Genomic DNA, 24,383 nt, shown 5'->3' with positions numbered 1-24,383 from the left:
GCGAACCGGCCCGGCGGCGCGAACCGCCGGGGCCTCGTGGCCGGCGCCGGACGGGCCGGCCCGGTCAGCCGTTGCGGCGCTGGTAGACGTCCGGGATGCCGTCCTGGTCGGCGTCCACCCGCTCCTCCTCGGCGATCCGCCGGTAGGCGGCGTTGCGTCGCACCAGCACGACCGTGGCGAGCAGCGCGGAGACCACCGAGCCGGTCAGCACGGCAGCCTTGACGTTGTCGTCGGCGGCGCTGCTGGTGCCGAAGGCGAGTTCGCCGATCAGCAGGGAGACGGTGAATCCGATCCCGGCGAGCAGTGCCACGCCGAGCAGGTCCGTCCAGGTGATGTCCTCGTCGAGCTGCGCCCGGGTGAACCGGGCGAGCAGGAACGTCGAGCCGAAGATTCCGATGACCTTGCCGAGCACCAGGCCGGCGACGACGCCGATCACGATCGGGTCGGTGACGATGGCTCCCAGGTCGGCGCCCCGCAGCGAGACCCCGGCCGCGAAGAAGGCGAAGATCGGCACGGCGAACCCGGCCGAGATCGGGCGCCAGCGGTGCTCCAGGTGCTCGGCGAGCCCGTGCGAGTCGCCGGTCTTGCCCCGCAGGACGGGCACGGTGAAGCCCAGCAGGACGCCCGCGACGGTGGCGTGCACCCCGGAGGCGTGCATCAGGGTCCAGGCGGTGACCGCGAGCGGGATCAGTGCCCACCACCAGGTCTTGCGCCGCTGCACGAGCAGGCCGAAGACGGCGATGGGGACCAGGGAGGCCAGCAGCGGTAGCGGGCTGAAGTCGTCGGTGTAGAAGACCGCGATGATGGTGATGGCGAGCAGGTCGTCGACCACCGCGAGGGTGAGCAGGAAGGCCCGTAGGCCCTGCGGCAGGTGGGAGCCGATGACGGCCAGCACGGCCAGCGCGAAGGCGATGTCCGTCGCGGTGGGGATGGCCCAGCCCCGCACCCCCTCGCCGCCGGCGGCGAGGGTGACCGCGAGGTAGATCAGGGCGGGCGCGGCCATGCCGCCGACCGCCGCGACCACCGGCAGTGCCGCCCGGCGCGGGTCGCGCAGTTCGCCCGCGACGAACTCCCGCTTGAGTTCCAGCCCGACCACGAAGAAGAAGATCGCCAGCAGGCCGTCGGCGGCCCAGGTGGCCAGGCTCAGGTCGAGGTGCAGGCTGGCCCCGCCGGACCAGGGCACCCACGCACGCAGGGCCGAGTAGGCGGACTCCCAGGGCGAGTTCGCCCAGACCAGCGCGATCACCGCGCCGAGCAGCAGGAGGCCGCCGCCGACGGTCTCGGTGCGCAGCACGTCGGCCAGGAAGCGGGCCTCCGGCCAGGACGTACGCGAGAAGAACCGGCGGTTCGGGCGGGGACGGTCGTCGTCGTGCGGGGTGCGGTCGGTCATGCGCGGGTCCACCTCGGGTCTTCGGGCAGCACGGATCGATGCCGACCAGGCTTCCCGGCACACCGACTCCGACCCTATCCAGCAGCGCCGTCACCGGCGAGTCGGGACGGGTGATTGCCGGCCACGTCACGTACGGGCCGTTCGCCCCGCCACCCGGGACGCCTTACGCCCGTTTGTCCGGTGGCGGGTCGGACGCATATGTCAAGGGGCGAAAGCGCATAACTCGGGACATAAGCCGTATGGCTCGCTTTAATGGTTTCACGAGCTTAGGTCGACCTTGGGGGTTTTCGTGAAGTTCTTTGGCGTTACCGGCCCGGTACGGAGGCGCGCCTGATGGACGTGTACCGCCAACTCCGCCTCGTGCGCCGGCACTGGTGGATCGTGCTCCTCACCGTCATGGTCTCGCTCGGCGTCACCGCCCTCGTCACCGTCCGGGCGCAGCCCCGCTACGTCGCGTCGGTGACCTTCTTCGTCACCACGCCGAGCCAGGGCGTCACCGACGCCTACCAGGGCGGCCTCTTCCTCCAGCAGCGGGTCAAGTCCTACGCGGAGCTGTTGACCAGCGACCGCCTCGCGCAGAGCGTGGTCGCCGAGGACCCGGTCGGGCTCACCGCCGAGGAGGTCCAGAGTCGGGTCAGCACCTCCACCGAGACCGGCACCGTGCTGCTGCGCGCGTCCGTGACCGACACGGACCAGAACCGGGCCCTGAAGGTCACCGAACTGCTCTCCGCGAAGTTCGTCGAGCTGGTGCAGAAGGTGGAGACGACCCAGGACGGCAGGGCCGGCCCGATCAGGATCGAGGTGGTCAGCGGACCCCGGGTCACCCCGGTGCCCGTATCGCCGCAGCCCATGCGCAACTTCGCCGTCGGCACGCTGCTCGGTCTGCTCGCCGGCGTGGGCCTGGCGATCCTGCGCGGCGTCGCCGACGTCCGCCTGCGCGACGCCGCCGGCCTCCAACGCACCACCGGCAGCCCGCTGCTCGGCGAGATCCCCTTCGAGAGCAGCGCGAAGTCGGAGCCGTTGATCGTCGGCGCGGCGGCGAGCTCCGCCCGGGCCGAGGCGGTCCGCAAGCTGCGGACCAACCTGCGCTTCGTCGACGTGCACGAGCCCGCCCGGGTCATCGCGGTCACCAGCGCCCTGCAGGGAGAGGGCAAGACCACGCTCTCCTGCAACCTGGCGATCGCCCTGGCCGAGGCCGGCTGGCGGGTGCTGCTGGTCGACGCCGACCTGCGCCGGCCGAAGGTCGCCGACTACCTGGGGCTCGACGCCGGCATCGGGCTGACCGACGTGCTGGTCGGCGACGTGCTGGTCGGCGACGTGGTGCAGCGCTGGGGCGACAAGTCCCTGCTGGTGCTCCCGAGCGGCTCGGCGCCGCCCAACCCCAGCGAGCTGCTCGGCTCCAAGGCGATGGCGGACCTGCTGCTCGCCCTGCGGGAGTCGGCCGACATCGTCATCATCGACACCGCCCCGCTGCTGGCGGTGACCGACGGCGTCGTGGTGGCCGTGCAGGCCGACGGCGCGCTGCTCGTCTCCCAACAGGGCCGCACCTCGCGCAGCCAGGTGGCGCAGGCCGCCCGGGCCCTGAGCTCGGTCTCCGTACGGCTGCTCGGCTGCGTGCTGAACATGGCCAAGGTGGCCAAGGCGGAGGCGTACCAGTACGAGGCCTACCGGGTGGTCGCCGCCGCCGCGACGCCGGGCGTGCCCGCCGACTCGGCCGCCCGGCACGCGGAGCGCGTCGACGATGTCGTCAGCGACCGTACGCAGGAACTCACCCGGCTGTCCCGATGAGCGCCGCGAGGGGGCGCATCGACTGTTCGATCTCCTCCGCGCAGCGCCGGAAGTCGGCGACGGTCCCGCCGATCGGGTCCCGCAGGTCGTCCGTGTCGCCGGGGGCGGGTTGCAGCCGCCCCCGGACGCGGGCGGCCGCCTCGACCGCCGCGCGCAGTGGGCCGTCGGCCGCATCCGTCGCCGGGTCGGCTGCCGCGGCCAGCCGGCCGAACTGCCGGAGGGTGAACGTCCGGTGCAGCGCGGCGGGCGCGAGCGCGGTGCACACCGAGCGTTGGCGGCGCGTCGCCGCGAGCACCAGCGTCGCCCCGACCAGGTGCTCCCGGCGCAGCCGGCGGCTGCGGAAGTCGGTGGGGTCCCCACCGGTCTCCGCCGCCAGGTTCGCCGCGTACGGGTGCATCGGCAGGTCGTCGAACGCGTCGGTTCCGGCGCTGGCGACCGTGACCGCGCGCCCGGCCAGCAGGCGGCGGGCGATGTACTCGGCCATCGGTGAGCGGCACAGGTTGGCGTGGCAGACGAACAGCACCCGGTCGACCATGCGTACCCCTCTCGTCGGTGCCGTCGCGGACGGTCGTGCCGCGTCGGCCGCCGGCCGTCGGAGCCGGCCGGACGTGGAGGGGATGACGGCATCGTACGCGGGCCGGACGCGTCCACGTCACGCTGCCGCGCCGAACCGTCGCGTCCGGACGGAGGCGGGTCGGTGAGGATCGGGATCCTGTCGTACCACTTCCCGCCCGAGCCGGCGTTCATCCCGGGCAGCCTCGCCGAGGAACTCGCCGTGCGGGGGCACCAGGTGAAGGTGCTGACCGGCTTCCCCGACTATCCCGGCGGCCACGTCTACCCGGGCTGGCGGCAACGCTGGCGGCACGAGACCCGCAGCGAGCGGCTGACCGTGCGGCGGGTGCCGCGCTACTCGGCGGGCGACGGGTCGGTCCGCACCCGGATGGCCGGGCACCTGTCGTTCGCCGGCAGCGCGACGCTGTCCGGGCGGTCGTTCCTGGCCGACGTCGACGCCCTCTACGTCCACCTGCCGCCGGCGAACGCCTTCGCCGCGGTGGCTCTGCTCCGCGTGCTGGGCCGGGTGCCGACCCTCGTGCACGTGCAGGACGTCTGGGCGGAGGACCAGCCCACCGGGGCCGAGAACGGGCGGTGGGCCGGGCGGATCGGCGCCGCGATGGCGCGCGTCTACCGGGCCGCCGACCGGATCGCGGTGGCCGCGCCGTCGCTACGCGGCCGGGTGGTCGCGGCGGGCGCGGACCCGGCCCGGGTACGGGTGGTGCTCAACTGGACCGACGAGCGGATCTTCCAGCCCGCGCGGCCCAGCCGCGCCGCCCGCAGGCTGGTGCGCCGCGACGGGCGCTGCGTGGTGATGCACGCCGGCACCATCGGCGCCCGGCAGGGCCTGGAGACCGCGGTACGGGCGGCGGCGGCGCTCGAGCGCACGGTGGACCTCGTCCTGGTGGGCTCGGGCGCGGACGAGCGGCGGGTGCGGGGGCTCGCCGCCGACCTGCGCGCCGAGAACGTGCGCTTCGTCGAGCGGCGGTCTCCGCCGGACATGCCGGACCTGTACGCCGCCGCCGACTACCAGCTCGTCATGCTGCGGGACCTGCCCGAGCTGCGCAGCACCCTGCCGGCGAAGCTGCAGGCGGCGTTCTCCTGCGCCGCGCCGGTGGTCGCCTCCGCCGGCGGTGACACCGCCGAGGTGGTGGAGCGGGCCCGGGCGGGGCTCTCCTGCCCGCCGGAGGACTGGGCGAGCCTGGCCGACCGGTTCTGGCTCGCCGCCACCATCCCGTCGCCCGCCCGGAGCGACATGGGCCGGCGCGGCCGCGAGACGTACCTGCGGGAGATGTCGATGTCGGCGGGCGTGGAGCGGATCGAACGGCTGCTGTACGAGGCGGCCGCCGGGCGTGCCGGGGTGCGTTGAGCGGCGAGCGGGGCTCGCGTACCGGTCGACTGCGTCATCTCCGGGTGAAAACGATCGTTAGCAGTGCGGAGCGGCAGCGGATCGCGGTCCGGTCTCCGCCTCCCAGGAAGGACGTGTGGTGTGACGGAGAGCGCGAGACCGCGTCGACGGCGTGGTCGTTCCCGCCGACGGCGGCAGGTGCGCCTGGCCCTGCTCGCCACTCTCGTGGTGGTTTCCCTGGTGCTGCTGACCGGCGGCTGGGTGGGCTTGCGGGGCTGGCAGGCCCGCGCCCACCTGCTCAACGCCGCCGGTCTGGCCCGGGAACTCAGCGCCCAGGTGCTCGGGGGCGACACCGCCCGGGCGCAGCGCACCCTGGCGGCGCTCCAGGAGCAGGCCGGCAGCGCCCGGGCGGCGACCGGCGACCCCGGCTGGTGGGTCGGTCGGCACACCCCGTACGCGGGGGACGACCTGGCGGCGGTCCGGCAGGTCTCGGTGGCCATCGACGACCTGGCCCGGCAGGCGTTCCCGCCGCTGCTGCGCGCCGACCTGACCAGCCTCGTGCCAACGGGCGGGCGGCTGGACGTGGGCCGGCTGCGGGCCCTGTCGTCCGAGCTGACCACGGTCGACTCCGCGGTGCGGGGCGCCCGTGACGGTCTCGCCGCGGTGCCCACCGACGGCCTGGTGGCTCAGGTCCGGCAGGCGCTCGCCGACCTGCGCGGCGAGATCGACCGGCTGGCCGACCTGACCGCCGCCGCCGACCAGGCCAGCCGGCTGCTTCCGGCGTTGCTGGGCGCGGACGGCCACCGCACCTACCTCGTGGTCTCCCAGAATCCCGCCGAACTGCGCGCCACCGGCGGCATGATCGGCGCGTACGCCGTCATCCACGCTGCCGACGGCCGGGTCCGGATGGGGCAGCAGGGCACCAGCAGCGCGCTGGGCCGGTTCGTGCCGCCGCTGAAGGTGCCCGCGGAGGTCCGCAGCCTCTGGGCCGACCTGCCCGGGATCTATCCGGCCGACGTCAACCTCACCCCGCACTTCCCGACCGCCGCCGCGCTCTACCGGGAGATGTTCCGGCGGCGCACGGGGACCACCGTGGACGGGGTGCTCGCCGTCGATCCGGTGGTGCTGTCGTACCTGCTCAAGGCCACGGGCCCGGTGATGGTGCCCGGCGGTGTGCCGCTGGCCGCCGAGAAGGTCGTGCAGACGGTGCTCAGTGACAGTTACCAGCGGATGGACGACAAGAAGCAGGACGCCTTCTTCGCCGCCTCCGCCGCCGCCGTGTTCGACGCGCTGGTCACGAAGAACGTTGACCCTAAGGCGTTATTGTCCTCATTTGACCGTGCTGTCACCGAACGCCGGATATTGTTCTGGAGTGCCCGACCCGAGGAGCAACGGACGATCGGCGACAGCCGGATGGCCGGGGCGCTCCCGGAGAAGGACAAGGTGCCGACGGTCGGCGTGTTCCTCAACGACGGCAGCGGCGCGAAGCTCGGCTACTACCTCCGGCCGTCGGCGACCCTGGCGGTCGGTGACTGCCGGCCCGACGGCCGCCGGGAGCTCCGGCTCCGGGTCGTCCTGCGTTCGTCGGCGCCGAAGTCGGGTCTCAGCAAGTCGGTCCTCGGCCTCGGTCTGGCGGGTGACCCGTACACCGCCCGCACGTTGGTGTCGGTGCACAGCCCGGCCGGTGGGGCGGTACTCGCCGCCCGACTGGACGGGGCCGAGACGGCGGTGGGCAGCGGCACCGAACGGCGCCGCCAGGTGGGCACCGTCAACGTCGAGGTCGGCCCGGGGGGCTCCCGCACGTTGGAGGTCACCCTGCTGACGGCGACCACCGGCGTCGGTACCGCCGAGCTGTGGCTGACCCCCACCGCCACCCCATGGACCACCCAAGTTGTTTCCGCACCAAGCTGTGATCAGTAGGAGGGAACCAATCATGCGGCTATCCCGCATCATCATGGCGCTCACGGTCGGCATGGCCGTGCTGGCCGCGCCGACCGCAGCGGGGGCGGCGCAGCCGCAGCCGGCGCCCGGCACCGGAACGCCACAGCCACCGGTCTACCCGCCCGGCCCGGCGACGCTCGCGGTGAGCCCGCCGACCGTCGTGGTCGGCGAGACCACCACCCTGATCGGCAGCGGCTGGACGCCGGGCGAGACGGTCGTCATCACCGTCAGCACGTCGCCGCTCGCTGCCGCCGTGCCGGGTGCCGAGCAGGCACGCCGCAGCAACGGCGAGATGGTCGCGATGGCGCCGGTTGCGTTCCAGCGGGCGCCCCAGCCGAGCCCCAGCACCATCGTGGTCACGGCCGACGCCAACGGCAACTTCCGCACCACCTACACGCCGCGCTACCCCGGCAGGTACACCTTCCGGGCGGTCGGTCAGACGTCCGGCCAGGTGGCGACCGCGACGCTGACCGTGCTCAAGAAGCACGCGCCGCCGCTGCCCGTCACGGGTGACAGCCTGAGCACTCCGATGAAGTTCGGCGGCGGGCTCGTCGGCGCCGGCGCGGTGCTCCTGCTGCTGTCGCTGGTCTGGCGCAAGCGCCACCGCCTCGGCATGGGAGCCGCGCGCTGACGGTGGGACTCCCTGCGGGCAGCGCCCGGACACCGCGAAAGGGGCTGGCGCCCGTCGGAATCCTCCGACGGGCGCCAGCCCTCTTCCCGCCGGCTCCGGTCGCCCGTCGAAGCGGCCCGACGGCCCGTACCGGGAGGAGGTCCGGCTCGCCGGCGTCGCCCTGGACCCGCAGCTTCGCGCCGGCGCTGTCGCGGCGGAGCGGTCATCCGGTCAGATCAGGCCGTGGGCCAACATCGCCTCCGCCACCCGGCGGAACCCGTCGATGTTGGCCCCGGCCACGTAGTCGCCGGGCAGCCCGTACTCCTCGGCGGTGCTCCAGCAGCGGTCGTGGATGTCGCGCATGATGTCGCGCAGCCGCTGCTCCGACTCGGCGAACGTCCACGAGTCCCGGCTGGCGTTCTGCTGCATCTCCAGCGCGCTCACCGCCACCCCGCCGGCATTGGCGGCCTTGCCCGGCGCGAAGCGCACCCCGGCCCGGCCGAGGATGCGTACCGCCTCCGGCGTGGTGGGCATGTTCGCGCCCTCCACCACCGCGACGCAGCCGCCGGCCACGAGCGACGCGGCCTCCGCGCCGCCGATCTCGTTCTGCGTCGCGCAGGGCAGCGCCAGCTCGCAGGGCACCTCCCAGACGGTACGACCGGAGACCGCCACCGCGTGCGGCACGTGCCGGGCGTAGTCGTCGAGCCGGGCCCGGCGCTGCTCCTTGAGCTCCCGCAGCAGCTCCAGGTCGATGCCCTTGTCGTCAACCACGTAGCCGGACGAGTCGGAGCAGGCGACCACCTTCCCACCGAGCTGGTGCACCTTCTCGATCGCGTAGATCGCCACGTTGCCGGAGCCGGAGACCACCACCCGCTTGCCGTCGAGGCCGTCGCCGGCCTGCCGGAGCATCTCGTCGGCGAAGAAGACCGCCCCGTAGCCCGTCGCCTCCCGGCGCACCTGCGCGCCCCCGTACGCCAGGCCCTTGCCGGTGAGCACCCCCGACTCGTACCGGTTGGTGATCCGCTTGTACTGGCCGAACAGGTAGCCGATCTCCCGGCCGCCCACGCCGATGTCCCCGGCCGGCACGTCGGTCTCCGCGCCGATGTGCCGGTACAGCTCAGTCATGAAGCTCTGGCAGAAGCGCATCACCTCCCGGTCCGAGCGCCCCTTGGGGTCGAAGTCCGCGCCGCCCTTGCCGCCGCCGATCGCCAGCCCGGTCAGCGCGTTCTTGAAGATCTGCTCGAAGCCGAGGAACTTCACGATCCCGAGGTAGACCGACGGGTGGAAGCGCAGCCCGCCCTTGAACGGGCCGAGCGCGCTGTTGAACTCCACCCGGAAGCCCCGGTTGACCTGGATCCGGCCGCGGTCGTCCTCCCACGGCACCCGGAAGATGACCTGCCGCTCCGGCTCGCAGATCCGCTCGATGATCCGCGCCTGCCGGTACTCGGGGTGTCGGGCCAGCGCCGGGCCGATGCTCTCCAGCACCTCACGCACCGCCTGGTGGAATTCCGGCTCACCCGGGTTGCGGGCGACCACGCTGGTGAACACCGTCTCCATGGTCTCCGGCATACCGACACGTCCCTTCGCTTGCGCTGGTAGTCCCTGTTGCTACCACCCGGCCCGGATACCCGCCAACCGTCCGGAGATACGGCCGTGACCTCGTCCGGTCCACCGGTCTGGTGGACGAGCCGATCCGGGACGCGGTCCCTGCCTCGCGCGGCTGGCTGGCCGCCGCGACCACGCCGGCCGCGGCGGCGGCACCGAACTGGGCCGCCGGGTCGGTGACGTTGCCCGCGACCCACACACCGGGCACCTCCGTGCGCCCCGTCGCGTCGGCGGGGACGTGCTCGCCGGCCCCCGCCGCGCCGCCTCCGATCACCACCAGGTCGGAGCCGTCAGCCAACCGACCGGTCACCGTGACCACCTCCCGCGCCCACGATGCGGCTGCGGTCGGCGTGGTGGCAAATGTCGTTGCCGCAGTGGCAAGATTGCGGCATGGACGACGACCTGGGCCAGACGCTCGGCGCGGTCGGGCCCCGGCTACGCGCGCTGCGCCGGCAGCGGGAGACCACCCTCGCCGACCTGTCGTCGGTGACCGGCATCTCGGTGAGCACGCTGTCCCGGCTGGAGTCCGGCGCCCGCCGGCCCACCCTCGAACTGCTGCTCCCGCTGGCCAGGGCGCACGGTGTCACGCTCGACGAACTCGTGGACGCCCCCACCACCGGTGACCCGCGCATCCACCTGCGTCCGGTCACCCGCCACGGGATGACGATGCTGCCGCTGACCCGCCGGCCGGGCGGCATCCAGGCGTACAAGCTCGTGATCCCGGGCAACGGTCGCCGGGCGGAACCGGACCCGCAGACCCACGAGGGCTACGAGTGGCTCTACGTGCTCAACGGGCGGCTGCGGGTCGTCCTCGGCGACCAGGATCTCGTGCTCACGCCCGGGGAGGCGGCGGAGTTCGACACCCGCGTACCGCACTGGTTCGGCTCGGCCGACGCCGAGCCGGTCGAGTTCCTCAGCCTCTTCGGCAGGCAGGGCGAACGCGCCCACCTGCGCGCCCGCCCCCGGGCGCAGTCCCCGTCCACCCCCTCCGACGACGCCTGACCCGCCGGCTGATCCCGGTCCCTCCCGCCCGTCGCCCGTCGCCCGTCGCCCGTCCGCGGCCCGGCCCGTCCGCCCGTCCGCGGCCCGGCCCGTTGCCCGTCCGCGGCCCGGCCCGTTGCCCGTCCCGGCGGCTCAGCGGGCCACGTACTCGCGCAGGTGCCGTGCCGTCAGGGTGTCCCCGTGGGCGACCAGATCGGCCGGCGTGCCGGTGAAGACGATCCGGCCGCCGTCGTGCCCCGCCCCCGGCCCGAGGTCGATCAACCAGTCGGCGTGCGCCATGACCGCCTGGTGGTGCTCGATGACCACGACGGTGTTGCCGGCGTCCACCAGTCGGTCCAGCAGGGCGAGCAACTGGTCCACGTCGGCCAGGTGCAGCCCGGTGGTCGGCTCGTCCAGCACGTAGGTGCTCCCGCTGTCGGCCATCCGGATGGCCAGCTTGAGCCGTTGCCGCTCCCCGCCGGAGAGCGTGTTGAGCGGCTGGCCCAGGGTCAGGTAGCCGAGCCCGACGTCGACCAGCCGGTCGAGGATCGCCCGGGCGGCGCCGCCGGGGAAGAAGTCCCGGGCCTGCGTGGCGGACATCGCGAGCACCTCGCTGATGTTCCTGCCCCGCAGCCGGTAGGTGAGCACCTCGTCGGTGAAACGCCGTCCCTCGCACTGCTCGCAGACCGAGGCGACACCGGCCATCATCGCCAGGTCGGTGTAGACCAGACCGATGCCCTTGCAGGTCGGGCACGCGCCCTCGGAGTTGGCGCTGAACAGCGCGGCCTTGACCCCGTTGGCCTTGGCGAAGGCGGTGCGGATCGGGTCCAGCAGGCCCGTGTAGGTGGCCGGGTTGCTGCGCCGGGAACCCCGGATCGGCGACTGGTCGACGACCACCACGCCGTCGCGGCGGTGCAGCGAGCCGTGGACCAGCGAGCTCTTGCCGGAGCCGGCGACCCCGGTCACCACGGTCAGCACCCCGAGCGGGATGTCGACGTCGACGTCGCGCAGGTTGTGCAGGTCGGCGTTGCGGACCGGCAGCCGGCCGGAGGGCCGGCGTGCGTGCTCGCGCAGGCGTACCCGGTGGTCGAGGTGCCGGCCGGTGAGGGTGTCGGAGCGGCGCAGGCCGGCGACGTCGCCGGTGAAGCAGATCCGGCCGCCGGCCGTGCCGGCCCCGGGACCGAGGTCGACCACGTGGTCGGCGATGGCGATCGTCTCGGGCTTGTGCTCGACGACCAGCACCGTGTTGCCCTTGTCGCGCAGGCGCAGCAGCAGGTCGTTCATCCGGGCGATGTCGTGCGGATGCAGGCCGACGGTCGGTTCGTCGAAGACGTACGTGACGTCGGAGAGGCTGGAGCCGAGGTGCCGGACCATCTTCACCCGCTGCGCCTCGCCGCCCGAGAGCGTGGCGGACTCGCGGTCCAGGCTGAGGTAGCCCAGGCCGATCTCGACGAGCGAGTCGAGCAGGTCGCGCAGGTTGCCGACCAGCGGGGCGACCGACGGGTCGTCGATCGCCCGGACGAACCCGGCCAGGTCGCTGATCTGCATCGCCGAGCACTGCGCGATGTTGCGCCCGGCGATCCGACTGGCGAGCGCAGCCGCGTTGAGCCGGGTGCCGCCGCAGTCGGCGCAGGTGGTGAACGTGACCGCCCGGTCGACGAACGCGCGGATGTGCGCCTGCACCGACTCGCGGTCCTTGGTCAGGTAGAGCCGGCGTACCTTGACCGCCAGGCCCTCGTACGTCCAGTTGTTGCTGCCCACCTTGATCTTCGTGGACGGCTTGTGGAGGAAGTCCTCCCACTGCTGCGGCGTGTAGTCCTGGAGCTTGGTGTCGGGATCGAACAGCCCGGAGTTGACGATGCTCTGCCAGTACCACGAGTCGACGGCGAAGTTGGGCACCTTGATCGCGCCGTCGTTGAGCGAGCGCTCGCGGTCGACCAGCTCGTCGACGTCGAGGTCGGAGACCCGCCCGAGACCCTCGCACGTGGGGCACATGCCCTCGGCCAGGTTGAAGCTGAACGCGCCCGCCCCACCCACGTGCGGGGTGCCGAGCCGGCTGAAGACGATCCGCAGCATCGCGTACGCGTCGGTGGCGGTGCCGACGGTGGAGCGTGAGTTCGCGCCCATCCGCTCCTGGTCGACGACGATGGCGGCGCTCAGGTTGCGCAGCGAGTCGACGTCGGGGCGGCTCAGGTTCGGCATGAACGACTGGAGGAAGGCGCTGTAGGTCTCGTTGATCAGGCGCTGCGACTCGGCGGCGATGGTCCCGAAGACGAGCGAGGACTTGCCGGAGCCGGAGACTCCGGTGAAGACGGTCAGCCGGCGCTTGGGGATGTCGACCGAGACGGAGGCGAGGTTGTTCTCCCGGGCGCCGCGTACCTCGATCATGTCGTGGCTGTCGGCGGCGGACCGTGCTGGCTGCTGCATGCGGAACCTTCGTGGGATCGTGGGCGGAGTTGCGCCCGGACTACATCTACGGGGGCCAGGCCGCCTTCAATCGTCTCATTGAAGCTCCTGTAGAGGGTTTCGCATCGTCCAACAGCGCCGGGCGTCCGAATCAGGGGGCGAAGTCTCAAACCACGTGGAGACCGGTAGGGTGGCCCGCGTGGTGGATCCGGGGCGTCGGTGGCGGGGAGCGCAGGTGGCGGAGACCGCCGGCATCTCCGTGCAGCAGGTCCGCAACTACGTGGATCTCGGCGTGCTGCCGCCGGTCGAGCGCACCGCCGCCGGCTACCGCGTCTTCACGGACGAGCACGTGCGGGCGCTCGCGGTGGTCCGGCGGATGGCCGAGGGGCACGGTTGGGCGCGTACCCGGGAGGTCATGGTCGCGGTGCACCGGGGTGACCTGGCGGCGGCGCTGGCGGCGCTCGACGCCGGCCACGCCGAGCTGGACCGCGAACGGGCCGACATCCGGCGGGTGCTCGGCGCCTTCGCGACCGTGGTGGCCAGCCCGGCCGCCGTCCTGCCGGCGCCCCGGCGCGGCGCCCGCATCGGCGAGGTCGCCGACCTGGTCGGCGTGCGCACCTCGCAGCTACGGCTGTGGGAGCAGCGCGGCCTGCTCCGTCCGCTCCGCGAGCGCGGCACCGGCTACCGGGTGTACGACGCGGCCGAGGTGCGCGCCGCGCAGGTGGTCGCGCTGCTGCGCCGGGGGGCGTACCCGTTCGACATCGTCGCGGCCGTGCTCGGCGAGCTGCGCACCACCGGCAGCGCCCAGCGGGTCCACGCGGAGCTGGCCAGACGGGAGCAGGAGCTGCACCGGCGCAGCCTGCGCCGGCTGCGCGCCTCGGCGGCGCTGCACGACTACCTGCGCCGTCTCGACCCGGCCCTGCCGGGGTGACTCAGCGCAGCACCAGCAGGTCGAGGTGGTCGACGACCGGGCCGGTGGTCCCGCTGGCGGCGGCCCGCAGCCGGGCCAGGCCTGCGGCGTACTCCTCGTCGGTGATCAACTTCAGTGGGGTGTGGGCCCGGCGGTCGAGGCGCTCGGCGAACTCGGCCAGCGACGCCGCCGTGGTCTGCGCGACGGGCTCGACCGTGCTGACGGTGAACCCGGCCGCGGCGAACGTCGCGCGCACCCGCGCCAGGTCGGGGTAGGTGTCGAGGATCCGTACCGCCTCGGGGAACCAGCGGAACAGCGCGATCCGCTGGTGCCGGCCGGGGAACGGCGAGCGGATCAGCACGGGGGCGCCCGGCCGGAGCACCCGGCGCAGCTCGCGCGCCGCCGCGTCGAGGTCGGGGACGTGGTGGATCATCGCGGACAGCCAGGCGGCGTCCGCCGCGCAGTCGCGCAGCGGCAGTGCGGCGGCGTCGCCGGCGAGCAACGGCCGGTGGGCGGCCCGGGAACGCATCGCCCCGGCGGGCTCCACGCCCACCACCCGGACGCCGAACCAGTCGGTGAAGGCGGCGGCCCACGCGCCGGTGCCGGCTCCGACGTCGAGCACGGTGGCGCCGGTACGCGGGCGCAGGTGCTGCTGCACGGCGTGCCGCCACCGCTGCAGGCCGCTGCGCGGCAACTCCCGGGTCGCGGCGAAGGCCGCCGAGTCGGTGTCGTCGTAGGGGATCAGAGCCACGGCCATCACCTCGCCACCGTCGCCGGGAGGTCCGGGCGATCGTTCCCCGGTTCTAGTCGCTGGGCAGGCCGGAGGCAACGGCTTGTGAGCCAACCGACGCGGCGGGGCCGGCCCGACGGCAGGGAGGGCGTCCGAGCCGCCGCCGGTGTCGCGTGGACCGGTCAGAGCGCCACCGCCGCCAGCACCAGCAGGGCGCCCGCCGTCTCGCCTGCAACCCGAAGTACGACAGCGGGTACCCGGCGACCTGCCCCGGCCCGGCGGGTGACCGCCGCCGGCCGCCGGACCGGGCCGGCGACCGGGCGGCGACGGCGGGCCGGGACGGTGGTCACGGCCGCGGCGTCACGGTGAGCAGGACGGCGGCGTCCGTGACGGCGTGCAGCGCGTGACGCAGCGGCGGAATGGCCAGGAGGTCACCGGCGTCGCCCTCCCAGGAGTCGTCCCCGGCCACCAGGCGCACCCGCCCCACGAGCACCTGCAACGTCGCCTCGCCCGGGCTGTCGTGCTCGTCGAGGGACCGACCGCCCCGCAGGGCCAGCAGGGTCTGCCGCAGCCGGCGGTCCCGGCCCGTCTGCAGGGAACGGGCACTGCGTCCGCTGTCGGCCTCGTGCGCGGCGGCGAGCTGCTCCTCGGCGAGGCGGGTCAGCGAGAGGGCTTCCATGGTCGTCCCTTCGTCGGTGTCGTCCGGCTCACTAGGCGGGGCGCCGGCATCGTCGCGCAAACCGGAAGATCGTCTACCACTTTCGGTTCCCAGCTTCCGTCCCGGAGACGTTCGGCGGCAGGGCCGATGGTCCCGAGGTCGCGGTGGCCCGCGCCGCCGCCCGGCAGGGTGGGGCCAGCCCGTCTCCGAGCGCCCCCGGCCTGCCTGGGCAACCCGGCCCGTACCCCGACCGGTCCGACTAGGGTGCGGGGCATGAAGGTTCGGCTGTTGGCGGCCACGGCGACCGCCGTCCTCCTCGGCGCCGGCGCGCCCGTCCCCGCGACCGCCGGCCCGACCGGTCCCACCGCCGCCCGACCACCGGCGCGCTCCCCCCTGCCACCACGGCCGGCCGTGTCCGCCGCCCCCGCGCCGGCAGCGTCAAGTGCCGCCCCGCCGGCCGTGTCCGGTGCCGGCGTGGCCGCGTCCGGCGTCGTTCCCCCCGCACCCTGCCCGAAGGCGCCCGCGCCCCGGGTGTCCCGGCCGCCCCGCCCGTCGCCGCCGCCGGCCGTGCCGCAGGAACGGGCCGTCGGCGGCCCGGCACTGGACACCGCCGGCCTGGTCGTCCCGGCGGGGGCCGGCCGCCCGCCGGCGGTCACCGCGATCTCGTGGCTGGTGGCCGACCTGGACACCGGCGAGGTGCTGGGCGGCTGCGGGCCGCACGAGTACGGCACCCCGGCCAGCGTGCAGAAGCTGCTGCTGGCGGCCACCATGCTGCCCCGCCTCGACCCGCAGCAGGTAATCACCGTCACCGACGGGGACATGGACATCGAACCCGGCTCCTCGGCCGTCGGGCTGGTCGAAGGCGGACGCTACCGGATCGAGACCGTCTGGCTCGGCCTGCTGCTCCAGTCCGGCAACGAGGCGGCCAACGTGCTGGCCCGCCTCGGCGGCGGGGCGGACGGAATGGCCGGCGGAGTACGCGCGATGAACGAGCAGGCGCACCGCCTCGGCGCCCTCCAGACCCACGCGGTGACCCCGTCCGGCCTGGACGGACGAGGCCAGTTCACCAGCGCGTACGACCTGGCGCTGATCGCTCGGGCGTGCTTCGCCGACCCGACGTTCCGCAGGTACGCGCTGACCGAGACGCACCGCGTTCCCGCCCAGCCGGCACGGCGGGCCAAGGGCTTCCAGATCCAGAACGAGAACCAGCTCATCTACCACTACCCGGGCGCGCTCGGCGGCAAGACCGGCTTCACCGACCTGGCCCGGCACACCTACGTCGGGGCGGCCCAGCGCGACGGACGGCGGCTGGTGGTCACGCTGCTCGGCGCCGAGCCGCGGCCCGCGCGGGGCTGGGAGCAGGGTGCCGCCCTGCTCGACTGGGGCTTCTCGCTGCCCCGGGGCTCCGCCGTCGGCCGGCTGGTCGCGCCGGGGGAACTGGCCGCGTCGGCGGCCGCCTCGCCGCCCGCGCCGGCCGCCACCGGCGACCCGCGCCCGGCCGCGGCCAGTGGACCGATGGAGGACGGGCTGGTCGCGCGCTGGCCCGTGGCCGCGTCCGTGGCGGCGGCGGTCGCACTGCTGGGCAGCGCGCTGCTGCGGCGTCGTCGCCCGGGACGACGCCGGTAGGGGGAGAAGGGGCACCTCCTTGCCGCGGCGAGGGCGGACGGATCGACAACCGACGACGGGATCCATAGACTGCGGTCTTTCTGGCGACATCAGTCCAGGGAGGAACCCCGTGCCGAGCGATTCCCGCCCGCATCCCGTCGTGCCGTCCAGCGCGGCACGCCGCCGACCGACCCGTACGCTGGCCCGCCTCGCCGGGGTGGCCCTGGTCGTGGGGGCGTTGGTGACCGGTGGCGGCGCCGCCGCGCTCGCCGCTCCCGGCGGGTCCCCGGCCGACGCCGCCGGCGATCCCGGGGTCACGCCCGGCCCGTGCGCCTACACCGGGACGCCCGAGGACCCGGCCGCCCGACCGGTCCCGCTGCCGCCCGACCCGAGGCGCACTCCCGACCGGGGGACCGTGCGGGTCACGTTGCGGACCAACCAGGGGCCGATCGGGCTGACCCTCGACCGGGAGGCCGCCGCATGCACGGTGCAGAGCTTCCTGCACCTCGTGCGCCACCGCTTCTACGACCGGACCTCCTGCCACCGGCTCACCGCGTACCCGACGCTGCGGGTGCTCCAGTGCGGTGACCCGTCCGGCACCGGCTCCGGCGGTCCCGGCTACCGCTACGCCGACGAACTGCCCACCGACCTGCCGCCGGCGCCGACCGACCCGACCGGCGAGCGGCGGCTCTACGCCCGGGGCACCCTCGCGATGGCCAACGCGGGACCCGACACCAACGGCAGTCAGTTCTTCCTGGTCCAGTCGGACTCGGCGCTGCGCCCCCACTACACCGTCTTCGGCTCGGTCGACGCCGCCGGCCTGGCCACCCTCGACCGGATCGCCGCCGGCGGCATCGCCCCCACCGTGGCGGATCCCGCGCCGGTCGACGGCGCACCCGCCCTGCCGGTCGACATCCGGCGCGCGGTCCGGCACCACCACCACCACCACCGCTGAGCCCGGGAGGACCGGTGGTCCCCGCCGCCCGCGGTGTCGTTCCGGAACCTCGGGCCGGCCCCGGGCGGTGGGGAGCGGTGAGCCGCACCGGAACCTACGGGGCGACCCGGTTGGGTGAGGCCCGGCGGCGGGCGACCGGAACTTCCGGAACGCTACCGGGAGTGCCACCGAGGGACTGCGGGCGGCGCGACGGCCGTCACGGCAGGCGCGGCGGGGCCGTGCTGTCGCGGACGACCAGGTTGGTGGCGAGTTCCACCCGGGGGGAGTCGACACCCTCGCCCTGGGCCAGCCGCAGCACGGTGCGGGCGGCCAGCCGGCCCATCTCCACCAGCGGTTGCCGGACGGTGGTCAGCGGCGGTGAGGCCCAGCGGGCCTCGGGCAGGTCGTCGAAGCCCACGACGCTGACGTCGTCGGGGATCCGCAGCCCGCGCCGCCGGACGGCCTCGTAGACGCCGAAGGCCATCTGGTCGCTGGCGGCGAAGATCGCCGTCGGCGGGTCGTCGAGGTCGAGCAGCGCCGTCCCGGCGGCGAAGCCCGAGGCGTGGTAGAAGTCGCCGGGGCGCACCAGTTGGTCCTCCACCGGCGCCCCGGCCGCCTCCAGCCCGGCCCGGTGCCCGTCGAGGCGGGCGCGGCTGCACAGCAGGTGGGTCGGCCCGGCGACGAAGCCGATCCGCCGGTGCCCGAGCGACAGCAGGTGCTCGGTCGCGGCGAGACCGCCGGCCCAGTTGGTGGCTCCGACGGTGGGCACGTCGGTGGCGGGCACGCCGGCCGGGTCGACGACGACCACGGGCACGTTGAGGCGGCGCAGCTGCGCGTGCAGCGGCGGGCTCAGGTGCGAGGTCACGAAGATGACGCCGTCGGTGGCGCGGTCCCGCAGGTTCTGCAGCCACTGCCGGGCGGCGGTCGACTGGCGGTGTATCGCGGAGACCACCGTGCCGACGCCCGCACCGTGCCCGACGTCCTCGACCCCGCGGATGATCTCCACCGCCCAGGGGCTGTCGAGGTCGTTGAAGACCAGGTCGAGCAGGCCGGCGCGGCTCACCGTGCGGCTGCCGCGGCGTTGGTAGCCGTGGTGGCGCAGCAGTTCCTCCACGCGTTCGCGGGTGCCGGGGGCCACGTCCGAGCGCCCGTTGAGCACCCGCGACACGGTCGGCACCGAGACCCCGGCCTCCCGCGCGATAGCGGTGATGGTGATCCTGCGCCCGTCGTCGCCGTCCACCCGCGTCTCCTTCACCGGTCGGAAGGCCGACCGTACCCGTCACCACCGGAAAACGTCCGGAACGGCGGGGCCGCTCCACCGGCCCATCTTGCCCCACGATCGGGGGTTGACGACACGGCAGGTCGGTTCTAGCGTTCGGACGAGTTGCGGAAGTATTCCGGAAACTCGTCGGACACCTTTCGGTCGCCGCGCCAGCGGCGACGTCCCCCACCACCCCCGCCACCACGAGAGGTCGATCATGACTGTACGCACGCGGCTCGCCCGCGTCGTCGCGCTCGGCGCCGCCCTGGCGCTGGCGTTGCCACTGACCGCCTGCGGCGACGGCGACCCGGCCGCCGGCCAGGACGAGATCCACATCCTGGTCTACGGCGACGCCACCAACAAGGTCGAGAAGCAGCTCGTCGACACGTTCAACAAGACGTCCAAGGTCAAGGCGGTGCTGGACACCATCCCCGGCGCCGACTACCAGACCAAGCTCCAGACGATCATCAACACCAGGCAGGCTCCGGACGTCTTCTTCAACTGGGGCGGCGGCAGCATCACCCCGTTCGTCAAGGCCGACCTGCTGCTGCCGCTGGACGACATGATCGCCAAGGACCCGGGGCTGAAGGAGAACTTCCTGCCCTCGGTCTTCAACACCGCCATGGTCGACGGCAAGGCGTACGGGGTGCCGATGCGCGGCACCCAGCCGGTGCTGCTGTTCCACAACAAGAAGGTCCTCGCCGACGCCGGCATCACCGCGCCGAAGACGTGGGACGACCTGCTGGCCGCCGTGAAGACCCTCAAGGGCAGGGGGATCACGCCGATCGCCCTCGGCGGCGGTGACCAGTGGCCGACCCAGATGTGGTACCAGTACCTCTACGACCGGGTCGCCGGCCCCGAGCTGTTCGCCAAGGCCCTCGGCGGCGACAAGAGCGCCTGGGAGAGCCCGGAGAGCCGCCGCGCCCTGGAACTGCTGCGTCAGCTGACGGACGCCGGCGCGTTCGGCACCAACTTCGACTCGGTCAAGTTCACCGACGGCGGGTCGCCCACCCTGCTGTCCAGCGGCAAGGCCGGCTTCGAACTCATGGGCTCCTGGAACTACTCGACCCACCACGACGCCAACCCGAGCTTCGCCGCCGACGGCCTCGGCTGGAGCGCGTTCCCGAGCGTCCCGGGCGGCAAGGGCGATCCGCGCAACGTGGTCGGCAACACCAACAACTTCTACTCGGTGCTGAAGAAGACCCGCCACCCGGAGGCGGTGGCCGAGTTCCTCAAGCTCCAGTACTCCGACGAGTTCGTCCAGGCGCAGCTGTCCATCGGCAACCTGCCGACCACCACGAACACCGAGAAGTTCCTCGACGGCGCCACCAACCCCGACTACCTGAAGTACCAGTTCACCCTGGTCAAGGAGGCCCCGAGCTTCCAGCTCTCCTGGGACCAGGCGTACCCGCCGGCCGCGACCACGACCATCCACCAGGCCGTGCAGCAGTACTGCAACGGCCGGCTGGACGCCGCCGGGTTCATCAAGGCCATGCAGTCCCTGCAGGCGGGCTGAGCGCGGCCATGTCCACCAGCACCCTCGCCGCCCCCACCGTGACGGAGCAGCGACGGGCCCGACGAAGCCCGGGCGGCGGCCCCACCCTCGGCCGCCCGGGCTTCGCCTGGGCCCTGCCCGCGACCCTGTTCTTCGGGCTATTCGCGCTCGCCCCGCTGGTCCTCGTGGTCGTGCTCAGCTTCACCAGCTGGGCCGGCCTCGGCTCGCCGGAGTTCGTCGGGCTGGACAACTGGCAGCGGCTGGCCCGCGACCCCGTCATGATCAATAGCCTCTGGTTGAGCGTCCTGCTCACCGCCCTCGGCGTGCTGGTGCAGACCCCGCTGAGCCTGCTGATCGGCGTGTGGGCGGCCGGGACGCAGCGCAACCGGGCCGTGCTGTCCGCCATCTTCTTCCTCCCGCTGCTGCTGTCGGCGACCGCCGTGTCGGTGCTGTGGCGGGCACTGCTCGACCCGAACTTCGGCGTGCCCGGCCAGGCTCCGTGGCTGTTCGGCGACGGCAACCTCTTCGGCAGCCGCACGGGCGCGATCGCCGTGCTGGTCTTCGTCGGCAGTTGGCAGTTCATCCCGTTCCACGCGCTGATCTACCAGGGCGCGGCCCGCGCCGTGCCGGCGGTGCTCTACCAGGCGGCCGAGGTCGACGGCGCCGGCCGGTGGGGGCAGTTCCGCCACGTGACCCTGCCGCAGCTGCGCAACGCCATGATCACGTCGGTGGTCCTCATGGTCGTCGGCGGGCTGACCACGTTCGACACCGTGCTGATCCTCACCCAGGGCGGGCCGGGCACCGACACCACCATCACCGCCTACTACATGTACGAGCAGGCGTTCCGCAGCTTCGACTTCGGCGCCGGCGCGGCCATCGCCCTGCTCCTCGTCGTCGTCGCCACCGTCATCTCGCTGATCGTGGTCCGGGTCTCCGGCTACGACCGGATGCGCTCCACGATGGAGGGCCTGTGAAGCGGCACCATCCGAACTGGCTGGCCGGGATCGGCGCCGTGGCCTGGCTGCTCCTGGTCGGCCTGCCGATCTACGTCATGCTGGCGATCAGCGTGCAGACCCGCGAGGGGTACGGCCGCAACGGCCCGATCGCCCTGCCCGACACCCTGACCCTGGACAACTACACCGGCGCCTTCGACGAGGGCTTCGGTCGCTACCTGCTCAACACGCTGGTGGTGACGGCCAGCGTGGTGGCCCTCGTGCTGCTGCTCGTGCCGCCGCTGGCGTACGCGATCGTGCGCAGCCGCAGCCGGCTGACCTCCGGCGTGTTCCGGCTGTTCCTGCTGGGCCTGGCGATCCCGGCGCAGGCGGTCATCGTGCCGATCTTCTACCTGATCAGCAAGGCCGGGCTCTACGACAACCTCGTCGGCGTCGTCCTGCCCACCGCCGCCTTCTCCCTGCCGGTGTGCGCGCTGATCCTCAGCGGCGTCATGCGGGACATCACCGGCGACCTGTACGAGGCGATGGCCATCGACGGCGCCAGCCCGGCGCGGGTGTTCCTGCAACTGGTGCTGCCGCTGTCACGCGGCGGGATCGCCACGATCGCGGTCTTCTCCGCCCTCCAGGCGTGGAACGGCTTCCTGTTCCCGCTGATCCTCACCCAGTCCGACTCCACCAAGGTGATCACCCTCGGCCTCTACAACTTCCAGACGCAGTACGGGATCAACATTCCCGGCCTGCTCGCCGCGGTCGTGCTGTCGATGGTGCCCGTCCTGCTCGTCTATCTGTTCGCCCGGCGGGCCCTGGTGCAGGGGCTGATGGGCGTCGGAGGAAAGTGACCGACAACGTGACCCTCGACATCGCCCCCGGCACCGCGACCTGGACCGACCCGACCCTCGACCTCGCGACCCGGGTCGACGCCCTGGTCGCCGCGATGACCCTGCCGGAGAAGGTGGCCCAGCTCTACGGCGTCTGGGTCGGCGCCGCCGCCGACGGGGGAGAGGTCGCGCCCTACCAGCACGAGATGGAGGAACCGGTCGACCTGGCCGCCCTGCTGGACGCCGGCCTCGGCCAGCTGACCCGCCCGTTCGGCACCGCCCCGGTCGACCCCGCGCTCGGTGCGCTGTCGCTGCTGCGGACCCAGCAGCGCATCGCCGCCGCGAACCGGTTCGGCATCCCGGCGATGGCGCACGAGGAGTGCCTGGCCGGCTTCGCCGCCTGGGGCGCCACCGCGTACCCCGTGCCGCTGTCCTGGGGCGCCACCTTCGACCCGGAGCTGATCGGGCGGATGGCCGCCGCAATCGGCGCCGACCTGCGTCGTGTCGGCGTGCACCAGGGGCTCGCGCCGGTGCTCGACGTGGTGCGCGACGCGCGTTGGGGGCGGGTGGAGGAGACGATCGGCGAGGACCCGTACCTGGTGGGCACGATCGCCACCGCGTACGTGCGGGGACTGGAGTCCGCCGGCGTGGTGGCCACCCTGAAGCACTTCGCCGGCTACTCCGCCTCCCGCGGCGGACGCAACCTGGCGCCGGTGCCGATGGGTCCCCGCGAGCGCGCGGACGTGATCCTCCCGCCGTTCGAGATGGCGGTACGCGAGGGCGGCGCGCGGTCGGTGATGCACGCCTACACCGACACCGACGGCATGCCGTCGGCGGCCGACGAGGAGCTGCTGACCGGCCTGCTCCGCGACGCCTGGGGCTTTCCCGGCACCGTGGTGGCCGACTACTTCGGCATCGCCTTCCTGCGCACCCTGCACGGGGTGGCCGGCAGCTGGGCCGAGGCGGCGGGCGCCGCGCTGGCCGCCGGCGTGGACGTCGAGCTGCCGACCGTGAAGACGTTCGGCGAGCCGCTGCGCGAGGCGCTGGCGGCCGGCGTGGTGCCGGAGGCGCTGATCGACCGGGCGGTCCGCCGGGTGCTGACGCAGAAGGCGCAGCTCGGCCTCCTCGACGCCGACTGGAGCCCGGTGCCGCCCGCGCTGGCCGGCGCCGACCTGTCCGACCCGGACGCGCTGCGCGGCACCGTCGACCTGGACCCGCCGGCCAACCGGGCGCTGGCCCGCGAGGTCGCCGAGCGTTCCGTGGTGCTGCTGGCCAACGACGGCATCCTGCCGCTCGACCGGCCGGCCCGCATCGCGCTGGTCGGCCCGCAGGCGGAGAGCCCCACGGCGGTGCTCGGCTGCTACTCGTTCCCGGCCCACGTCGGCTCGCGCCACCCCGAGGTGCCCGTCGGTATCGAGCTGCCCACCCTGGCGGCGGCGCTGCGCGCCGAGTTCGGAGACAGCGTCGTGGTGAGCGTGGCCGGCGTCCGCGTCGACGGCGACGACACCGGCGGGGTGCCGGCGGCCGTCGAGGCGGCGCGGGGCGCGGACGTCGTGGTCGCCGCGCTCGGCGACCGGGCGGGACTGTTCGGGCGGGGCACCAGCGGCGAGGGCTGCGACGCCGAGTCGCTGGCCCTGCCCGGCGCGCAGCAGCACCTGCTCGACGCGCTGCTGGACACCGGCACGCCCGTGGTGGTGACGCTGCTCGCCGGGCGCCCCTACGCGTTGGGGCGCGCGGTGACCGAGGCCGCGGCGATCGTGCAGTCCTTCTTCCCCGGGGAGGAGGGCACCCCGGCCATCGCCGGCGTGCTCGGCGGCCGGATCGACCCGCAGGGGCGGCTGCCGGTCAGCGTGCCCCGTGGGCCGGGCGCGCAGCCGAGCACCTACCTGGCGGCCCGGCTGGGCCAGGCCAGCGACGTCTCCAACGTCGACCCGACGCCGGCGTACGGCTTCGGGCACGGCCTGGGCTACACCACGTTCGACTGGTCGGGCCTGGTGCTCGACGAGCCGGTCGCGGCGACCGACGGGGAGCTGCGGCTGCACTTCACGCTGCGCAACACCGGCTCCCGGTGGGGCAGCGAGGTGGTGCAGGTGTACGCCCACGACCCGGTGGCCTCGGTGGTCCAGCCCGTGCAGCGGCTCGTCGGCTACCTGCGGGTGCCGCTGGCCGCGGGCGCGGCCTGCCGGATCGACCTGGCGGTGCCGGCCGACCTGTTCTCGTTCACCGGGCGCGACGGGCGGCGCGTGGTCGAGCCGGGCGAGCTGGAACTGCGGCTGGCGGCGTCCAGCACCGACCACCGGCTCGTGGCGGCGGTCGCGCTGCGTGGCGCGACCCGGCACGTCGACCACACCCGGCGGCTGCATCCCCGGTTCGCCGTCACGCCGTCGGCCGGTTGAGC

20 protein-coding genes and 1 pseudogene are annotated in these 24,383 nt (G+C 73.8%); 12 read left to right on the top strand and 9 right to left on the bottom strand.

What is annotated here, in order from left to right:
- Nucleotides 1-64: 64 nt before the first annotated feature.
- The gene (gene nhaA / locus KBX06_RS14130) at nt 65-1,390 is read right to left on the bottom strand and encodes a Na+/H+ antiporter NhaA (RefSeq protein WP_210834972.1); all 1,326 of its coding nucleotides are present in this window, start codon (nt 1,388-1,390) and stop codon (nt 65-67) included.
- 333 nt (nt 1,391-1,723) lie between these two features.
- On the opposite strand from nhaA, the gene KBX06_RS14125 reads away from it, so the two are divergent.
- Nucleotides 1,724-3,178: a polysaccharide biosynthesis tyrosine autokinase gene (locus KBX06_RS14125; RefSeq protein ID WP_210834971.1), complete on the top strand. Its 1,455-nt coding sequence runs from the start codon at nt 1,724-1,726 to the stop codon at nt 3,176-3,178.
- Here KBX06_RS14125 and KBX06_RS14120 read toward each other — a convergent pair.
- Nucleotides 3,159-3,713 carry a low molecular weight phosphatase family protein gene (locus KBX06_RS14120; protein ID WP_210834970.1) on the bottom strand — a complete coding sequence of 185 codons (555 nt, stop codon included), beginning with the start codon at nt 3,711-3,713 and terminating at the stop codon, nt 3,159-3,161. The genes KBX06_RS14125 and KBX06_RS14120 overlap by 20 nt on opposite strands.
- A 162-nt stretch (nt 3,714-3,875) precedes the next feature.
- On the opposite strand from KBX06_RS14120, the gene KBX06_RS14115 reads away from it, so the two are divergent.
- From KBX06_RS14115 to KBX06_RS14105, 3 genes are all read left to right on the top strand, one after another.
- Complete coding sequence (locus KBX06_RS14115; protein WP_210834969.1) at nt 3,876-5,099, top strand: glycosyltransferase family 4 protein; 1,224 nt, start codon at nt 3,876-3,878, stop codon at nt 5,097-5,099.
- 177 nt (nt 5,100-5,276) lie between these two features.
- Nucleotides 5,277-6,998 carry a DUF4012 domain-containing protein gene (locus tag KBX06_RS14110; protein WP_307854628.1) on the top strand — a complete coding sequence of 574 codons (1,722 nt, stop codon included), beginning with the start codon at nt 5,277-5,279 and terminating at the stop codon, nt 6,996-6,998.
- A gap of 13 nt (nt 6,999-7,011) precedes the next feature.
- Nucleotides 7,012-7,650 (top strand): hypothetical protein, encoded by a 639-nt coding sequence (locus KBX06_RS14105; RefSeq protein WP_210834967.1) that lies wholly within the window; start codon nt 7,012-7,014, stop codon nt 7,648-7,650.
- 210 nt (nt 7,651-7,860) lie between these two features.
- Here KBX06_RS14105 and gdhA read toward each other — a convergent pair whose 3' ends face one another.
- Nucleotides 7,861-9,198 (bottom strand): NADP-specific glutamate dehydrogenase, encoded by a 1,338-nt coding sequence (gdhA, locus tag KBX06_RS14100; protein WP_210834966.1) that lies wholly within the window; start codon nt 9,196-9,198, stop codon nt 7,861-7,863.
- Between the two features lie 154 nt (nt 9,199-9,352).
- A pseudogene (locus KBX06_RS14095) lies at nt 9,353-9,493 on the bottom strand (thioredoxin reductase); the annotation flags it as partial.
- A 131-nt stretch (nt 9,494-9,624) separates the two neighbouring features.
- Here KBX06_RS14095 and KBX06_RS14090 point away from each other — a divergent pair.
- Complete coding sequence (locus KBX06_RS14090; RefSeq protein WP_210834965.1) at nt 9,625-10,236, top strand: helix-turn-helix domain-containing protein; 612 nt, start codon at nt 9,625-9,627, stop codon at nt 10,234-10,236.
- 132 nt (nt 10,237-10,368) lie between these two features.
- Here the strand turns inward: KBX06_RS14090 and KBX06_RS14085 are convergent, their stop codons facing one another.
- A complete protein-coding gene (locus KBX06_RS14085) occupies nt 10,369-12,642 on the bottom strand; it encodes an excinuclease ABC subunit UvrA (protein WP_210834964.1) in 2,274 nt (757 codons plus the stop codon).
- Between the two features lie 214 nt (nt 12,643-12,856).
- Between KBX06_RS14085 and KBX06_RS14080 the strand changes: the two genes are divergently transcribed.
- Nucleotides 12,857-13,552: a MerR family transcriptional regulator gene (locus KBX06_RS14080; RefSeq protein WP_210834963.1), complete on the top strand. Its 696-nt coding sequence runs from the start codon at nt 12,857-12,859 to the stop codon at nt 13,550-13,552.
- A gap of 1 nt (nt 13,553) precedes the next feature.
- Here the strand turns inward: KBX06_RS14080 and KBX06_RS14075 are convergent, their stop codons facing one another.
- The 3 genes from KBX06_RS14075 to KBX06_RS14065 form a co-directional block, all read right to left on the bottom strand.
- Nucleotides 13,554-14,282, bottom strand: coding sequence for a class I SAM-dependent methyltransferase (locus KBX06_RS14075; protein ID WP_210834962.1), 729 nt, complete (start codon nt 14,280-14,282; stop codon nt 13,554-13,556).
- 161 nt (nt 14,283-14,443) lie between these two features.
- Nucleotides 14,444-14,611 (bottom strand): hypothetical protein, encoded by a 168-nt coding sequence (locus tag KBX06_RS14070; protein ID WP_210834961.1) that lies wholly within the window; start codon nt 14,609-14,611, stop codon nt 14,444-14,446.
- Complete coding sequence (locus KBX06_RS14065; protein WP_210834960.1) at nt 14,608-14,940, bottom strand: cupin domain-containing protein; 333 nt, start codon at nt 14,938-14,940, stop codon at nt 14,608-14,610. The genes KBX06_RS14070 and KBX06_RS14065 overlap by 4 nt, the downstream gene beginning before the upstream one ends.
- A gap of 252 nt (nt 14,941-15,192) precedes the next feature.
- On the opposite strand from KBX06_RS14065, the gene KBX06_RS14060 reads away from it, so the two are divergent.
- Both KBX06_RS14060 and KBX06_RS14055 read left to right on the top strand, forming a co-directional pair.
- The gene (locus KBX06_RS14060; protein WP_374225638.1) at nt 15,193-16,545 is read left to right on the top strand and encodes a D-alanyl-D-alanine carboxypeptidase family protein; all 1,353 of its coding nucleotides are present in this window, start codon (nt 15,193-15,195) and stop codon (nt 16,543-16,545) included.
- A 109-nt stretch (nt 16,546-16,654) separates the two neighbouring features.
- Nucleotides 16,655-17,479 (top strand): peptidylprolyl isomerase, encoded by an 825-nt coding sequence (locus KBX06_RS14055; protein WP_374225637.1) that lies wholly within the window; start codon nt 16,655-16,657, stop codon nt 17,477-17,479.
- A 196-nt stretch (nt 17,480-17,675) separates the two neighbouring features.
- Here the strand turns inward: KBX06_RS14055 and KBX06_RS14050 are convergent, their stop codons facing one another.
- Nucleotides 17,676-18,698 (bottom strand): LacI family DNA-binding transcriptional regulator, encoded by a 1,023-nt coding sequence (locus KBX06_RS14050; protein ID WP_210835161.1) that lies wholly within the window; start codon nt 18,696-18,698, stop codon nt 17,676-17,678.
- A 238-nt stretch (nt 18,699-18,936) separates the two neighbouring features.
- Between KBX06_RS14050 and KBX06_RS14045 the strand changes: the two genes are divergently transcribed.
- Genes KBX06_RS14045 through KBX06_RS14030 form a run of 4 tightly spaced genes read left to right on the top strand, consistent with a single transcriptional unit; the run spans nt 18,937 to nt 24,381 of the window.
- A complete protein-coding gene (locus KBX06_RS14045; RefSeq protein ID WP_210834959.1) occupies nt 18,937-20,235 on the top strand; it encodes an ABC transporter substrate-binding protein in 1,299 nt (432 codons plus the stop codon).
- 8 nt (nt 20,236-20,243) lie between these two features.
- Nucleotides 20,244-21,188 (top strand): carbohydrate ABC transporter permease, encoded by a 945-nt coding sequence (locus KBX06_RS14040; protein WP_210834958.1) that lies wholly within the window; start codon nt 20,244-20,246, stop codon nt 21,186-21,188.
- A complete protein-coding gene (locus tag KBX06_RS14035; protein ID WP_307854626.1) occupies nt 21,185-22,006 on the top strand; it encodes a carbohydrate ABC transporter permease in 822 nt (273 codons plus the stop codon). The genes KBX06_RS14040 and KBX06_RS14035 overlap by 4 nt, the downstream gene beginning before the upstream one ends.
- Nucleotides 22,003-24,381, top strand: coding sequence for a glycoside hydrolase family 3 N-terminal domain-containing protein (locus tag KBX06_RS14030; protein WP_307854625.1), 2,379 nt, complete (start codon nt 22,003-22,005; stop codon nt 24,379-24,381). The genes KBX06_RS14035 and KBX06_RS14030 overlap by 4 nt, the downstream gene beginning before the upstream one ends.
- Nucleotides 24,382-24,383: the final 2 nt, after the last annotated feature.

Source organism: Micromonospora sp. C31 (assembly GCF_018070575.1).
Classification (GTDB): Bacteria; Actinomycetota; Actinomycetes; order Mycobacteriales; family Micromonosporaceae; genus Micromonospora.
The sequence above is the reverse complement of the archived record's forward strand: the minus strand, read 5'-3'. Positions and strand labels throughout refer to the sequence as shown.

What these genes read in the sequence shown, in the direction of transcription:
- nhaA (WP_210834972.1), bottom strand. Translation starts at nt 1,390, where the DNA reads ATGACCGACCGCACCCCGCACGACGACGACCGTCCCCGCCCGAACCGC.
- KBX06_RS14125 (WP_210834971.1), top strand. Translation starts at nt 1,724, where the DNA reads ATGGACGTGTACCGCCAACTCCGCCTCGTGCGCCGGCACTGGTGGATC.
- KBX06_RS14120 (WP_210834970.1), bottom strand. Translation starts at nt 3,713, where the DNA reads ATGGTCGACCGGGTGCTGTTCGTCTGCCACGCCAACCTGTGCCGCTCA.
- KBX06_RS14105 (WP_210834967.1), top strand. Translation starts at nt 7,012, where the DNA reads ATGCGGCTATCCCGCATCATCATGGCGCTCACGGTCGGCATGGCCGTG.
- gdhA (WP_210834966.1), bottom strand. Translation starts at nt 9,198, where the DNA reads ATGCCGGAGACCATGGAGACGGTGTTCACCAGCGTGGTCGCCCGCAAC.
- KBX06_RS14090 (WP_210834965.1), top strand. Translation starts at nt 9,625, where the DNA reads ATGGACGACGACCTGGGCCAGACGCTCGGCGCGGTCGGGCCCCGGCTA.
- KBX06_RS14085 (WP_210834964.1), bottom strand. Translation starts at nt 12,642, where the DNA reads ATGCAGCAGCCAGCACGGTCCGCCGCCGACAGCCACGACATGATCGAG.
- KBX06_RS14065 (WP_210834960.1), bottom strand. Translation starts at nt 14,940, where the DNA reads ATGGAAGCCCTCTCGCTGACCCGCCTCGCCGAGGAGCAGCTCGCCGCC.
- KBX06_RS14060 (WP_374225638.1), top strand. Translation starts at nt 15,193, where the DNA reads ATGAAGGTTCGGCTGTTGGCGGCCACGGCGACCGCCGTCCTCCTCGGC.
- KBX06_RS14045 (WP_210834959.1), top strand. Translation starts at nt 18,937, where the DNA reads ATGACTGTACGCACGCGGCTCGCCCGCGTCGTCGCGCTCGGCGCCGCC.
- KBX06_RS14040 (WP_210834958.1), top strand. Translation starts at nt 20,244, where the DNA reads ATGTCCACCAGCACCCTCGCCGCCCCCACCGTGACGGAGCAGCGACGG.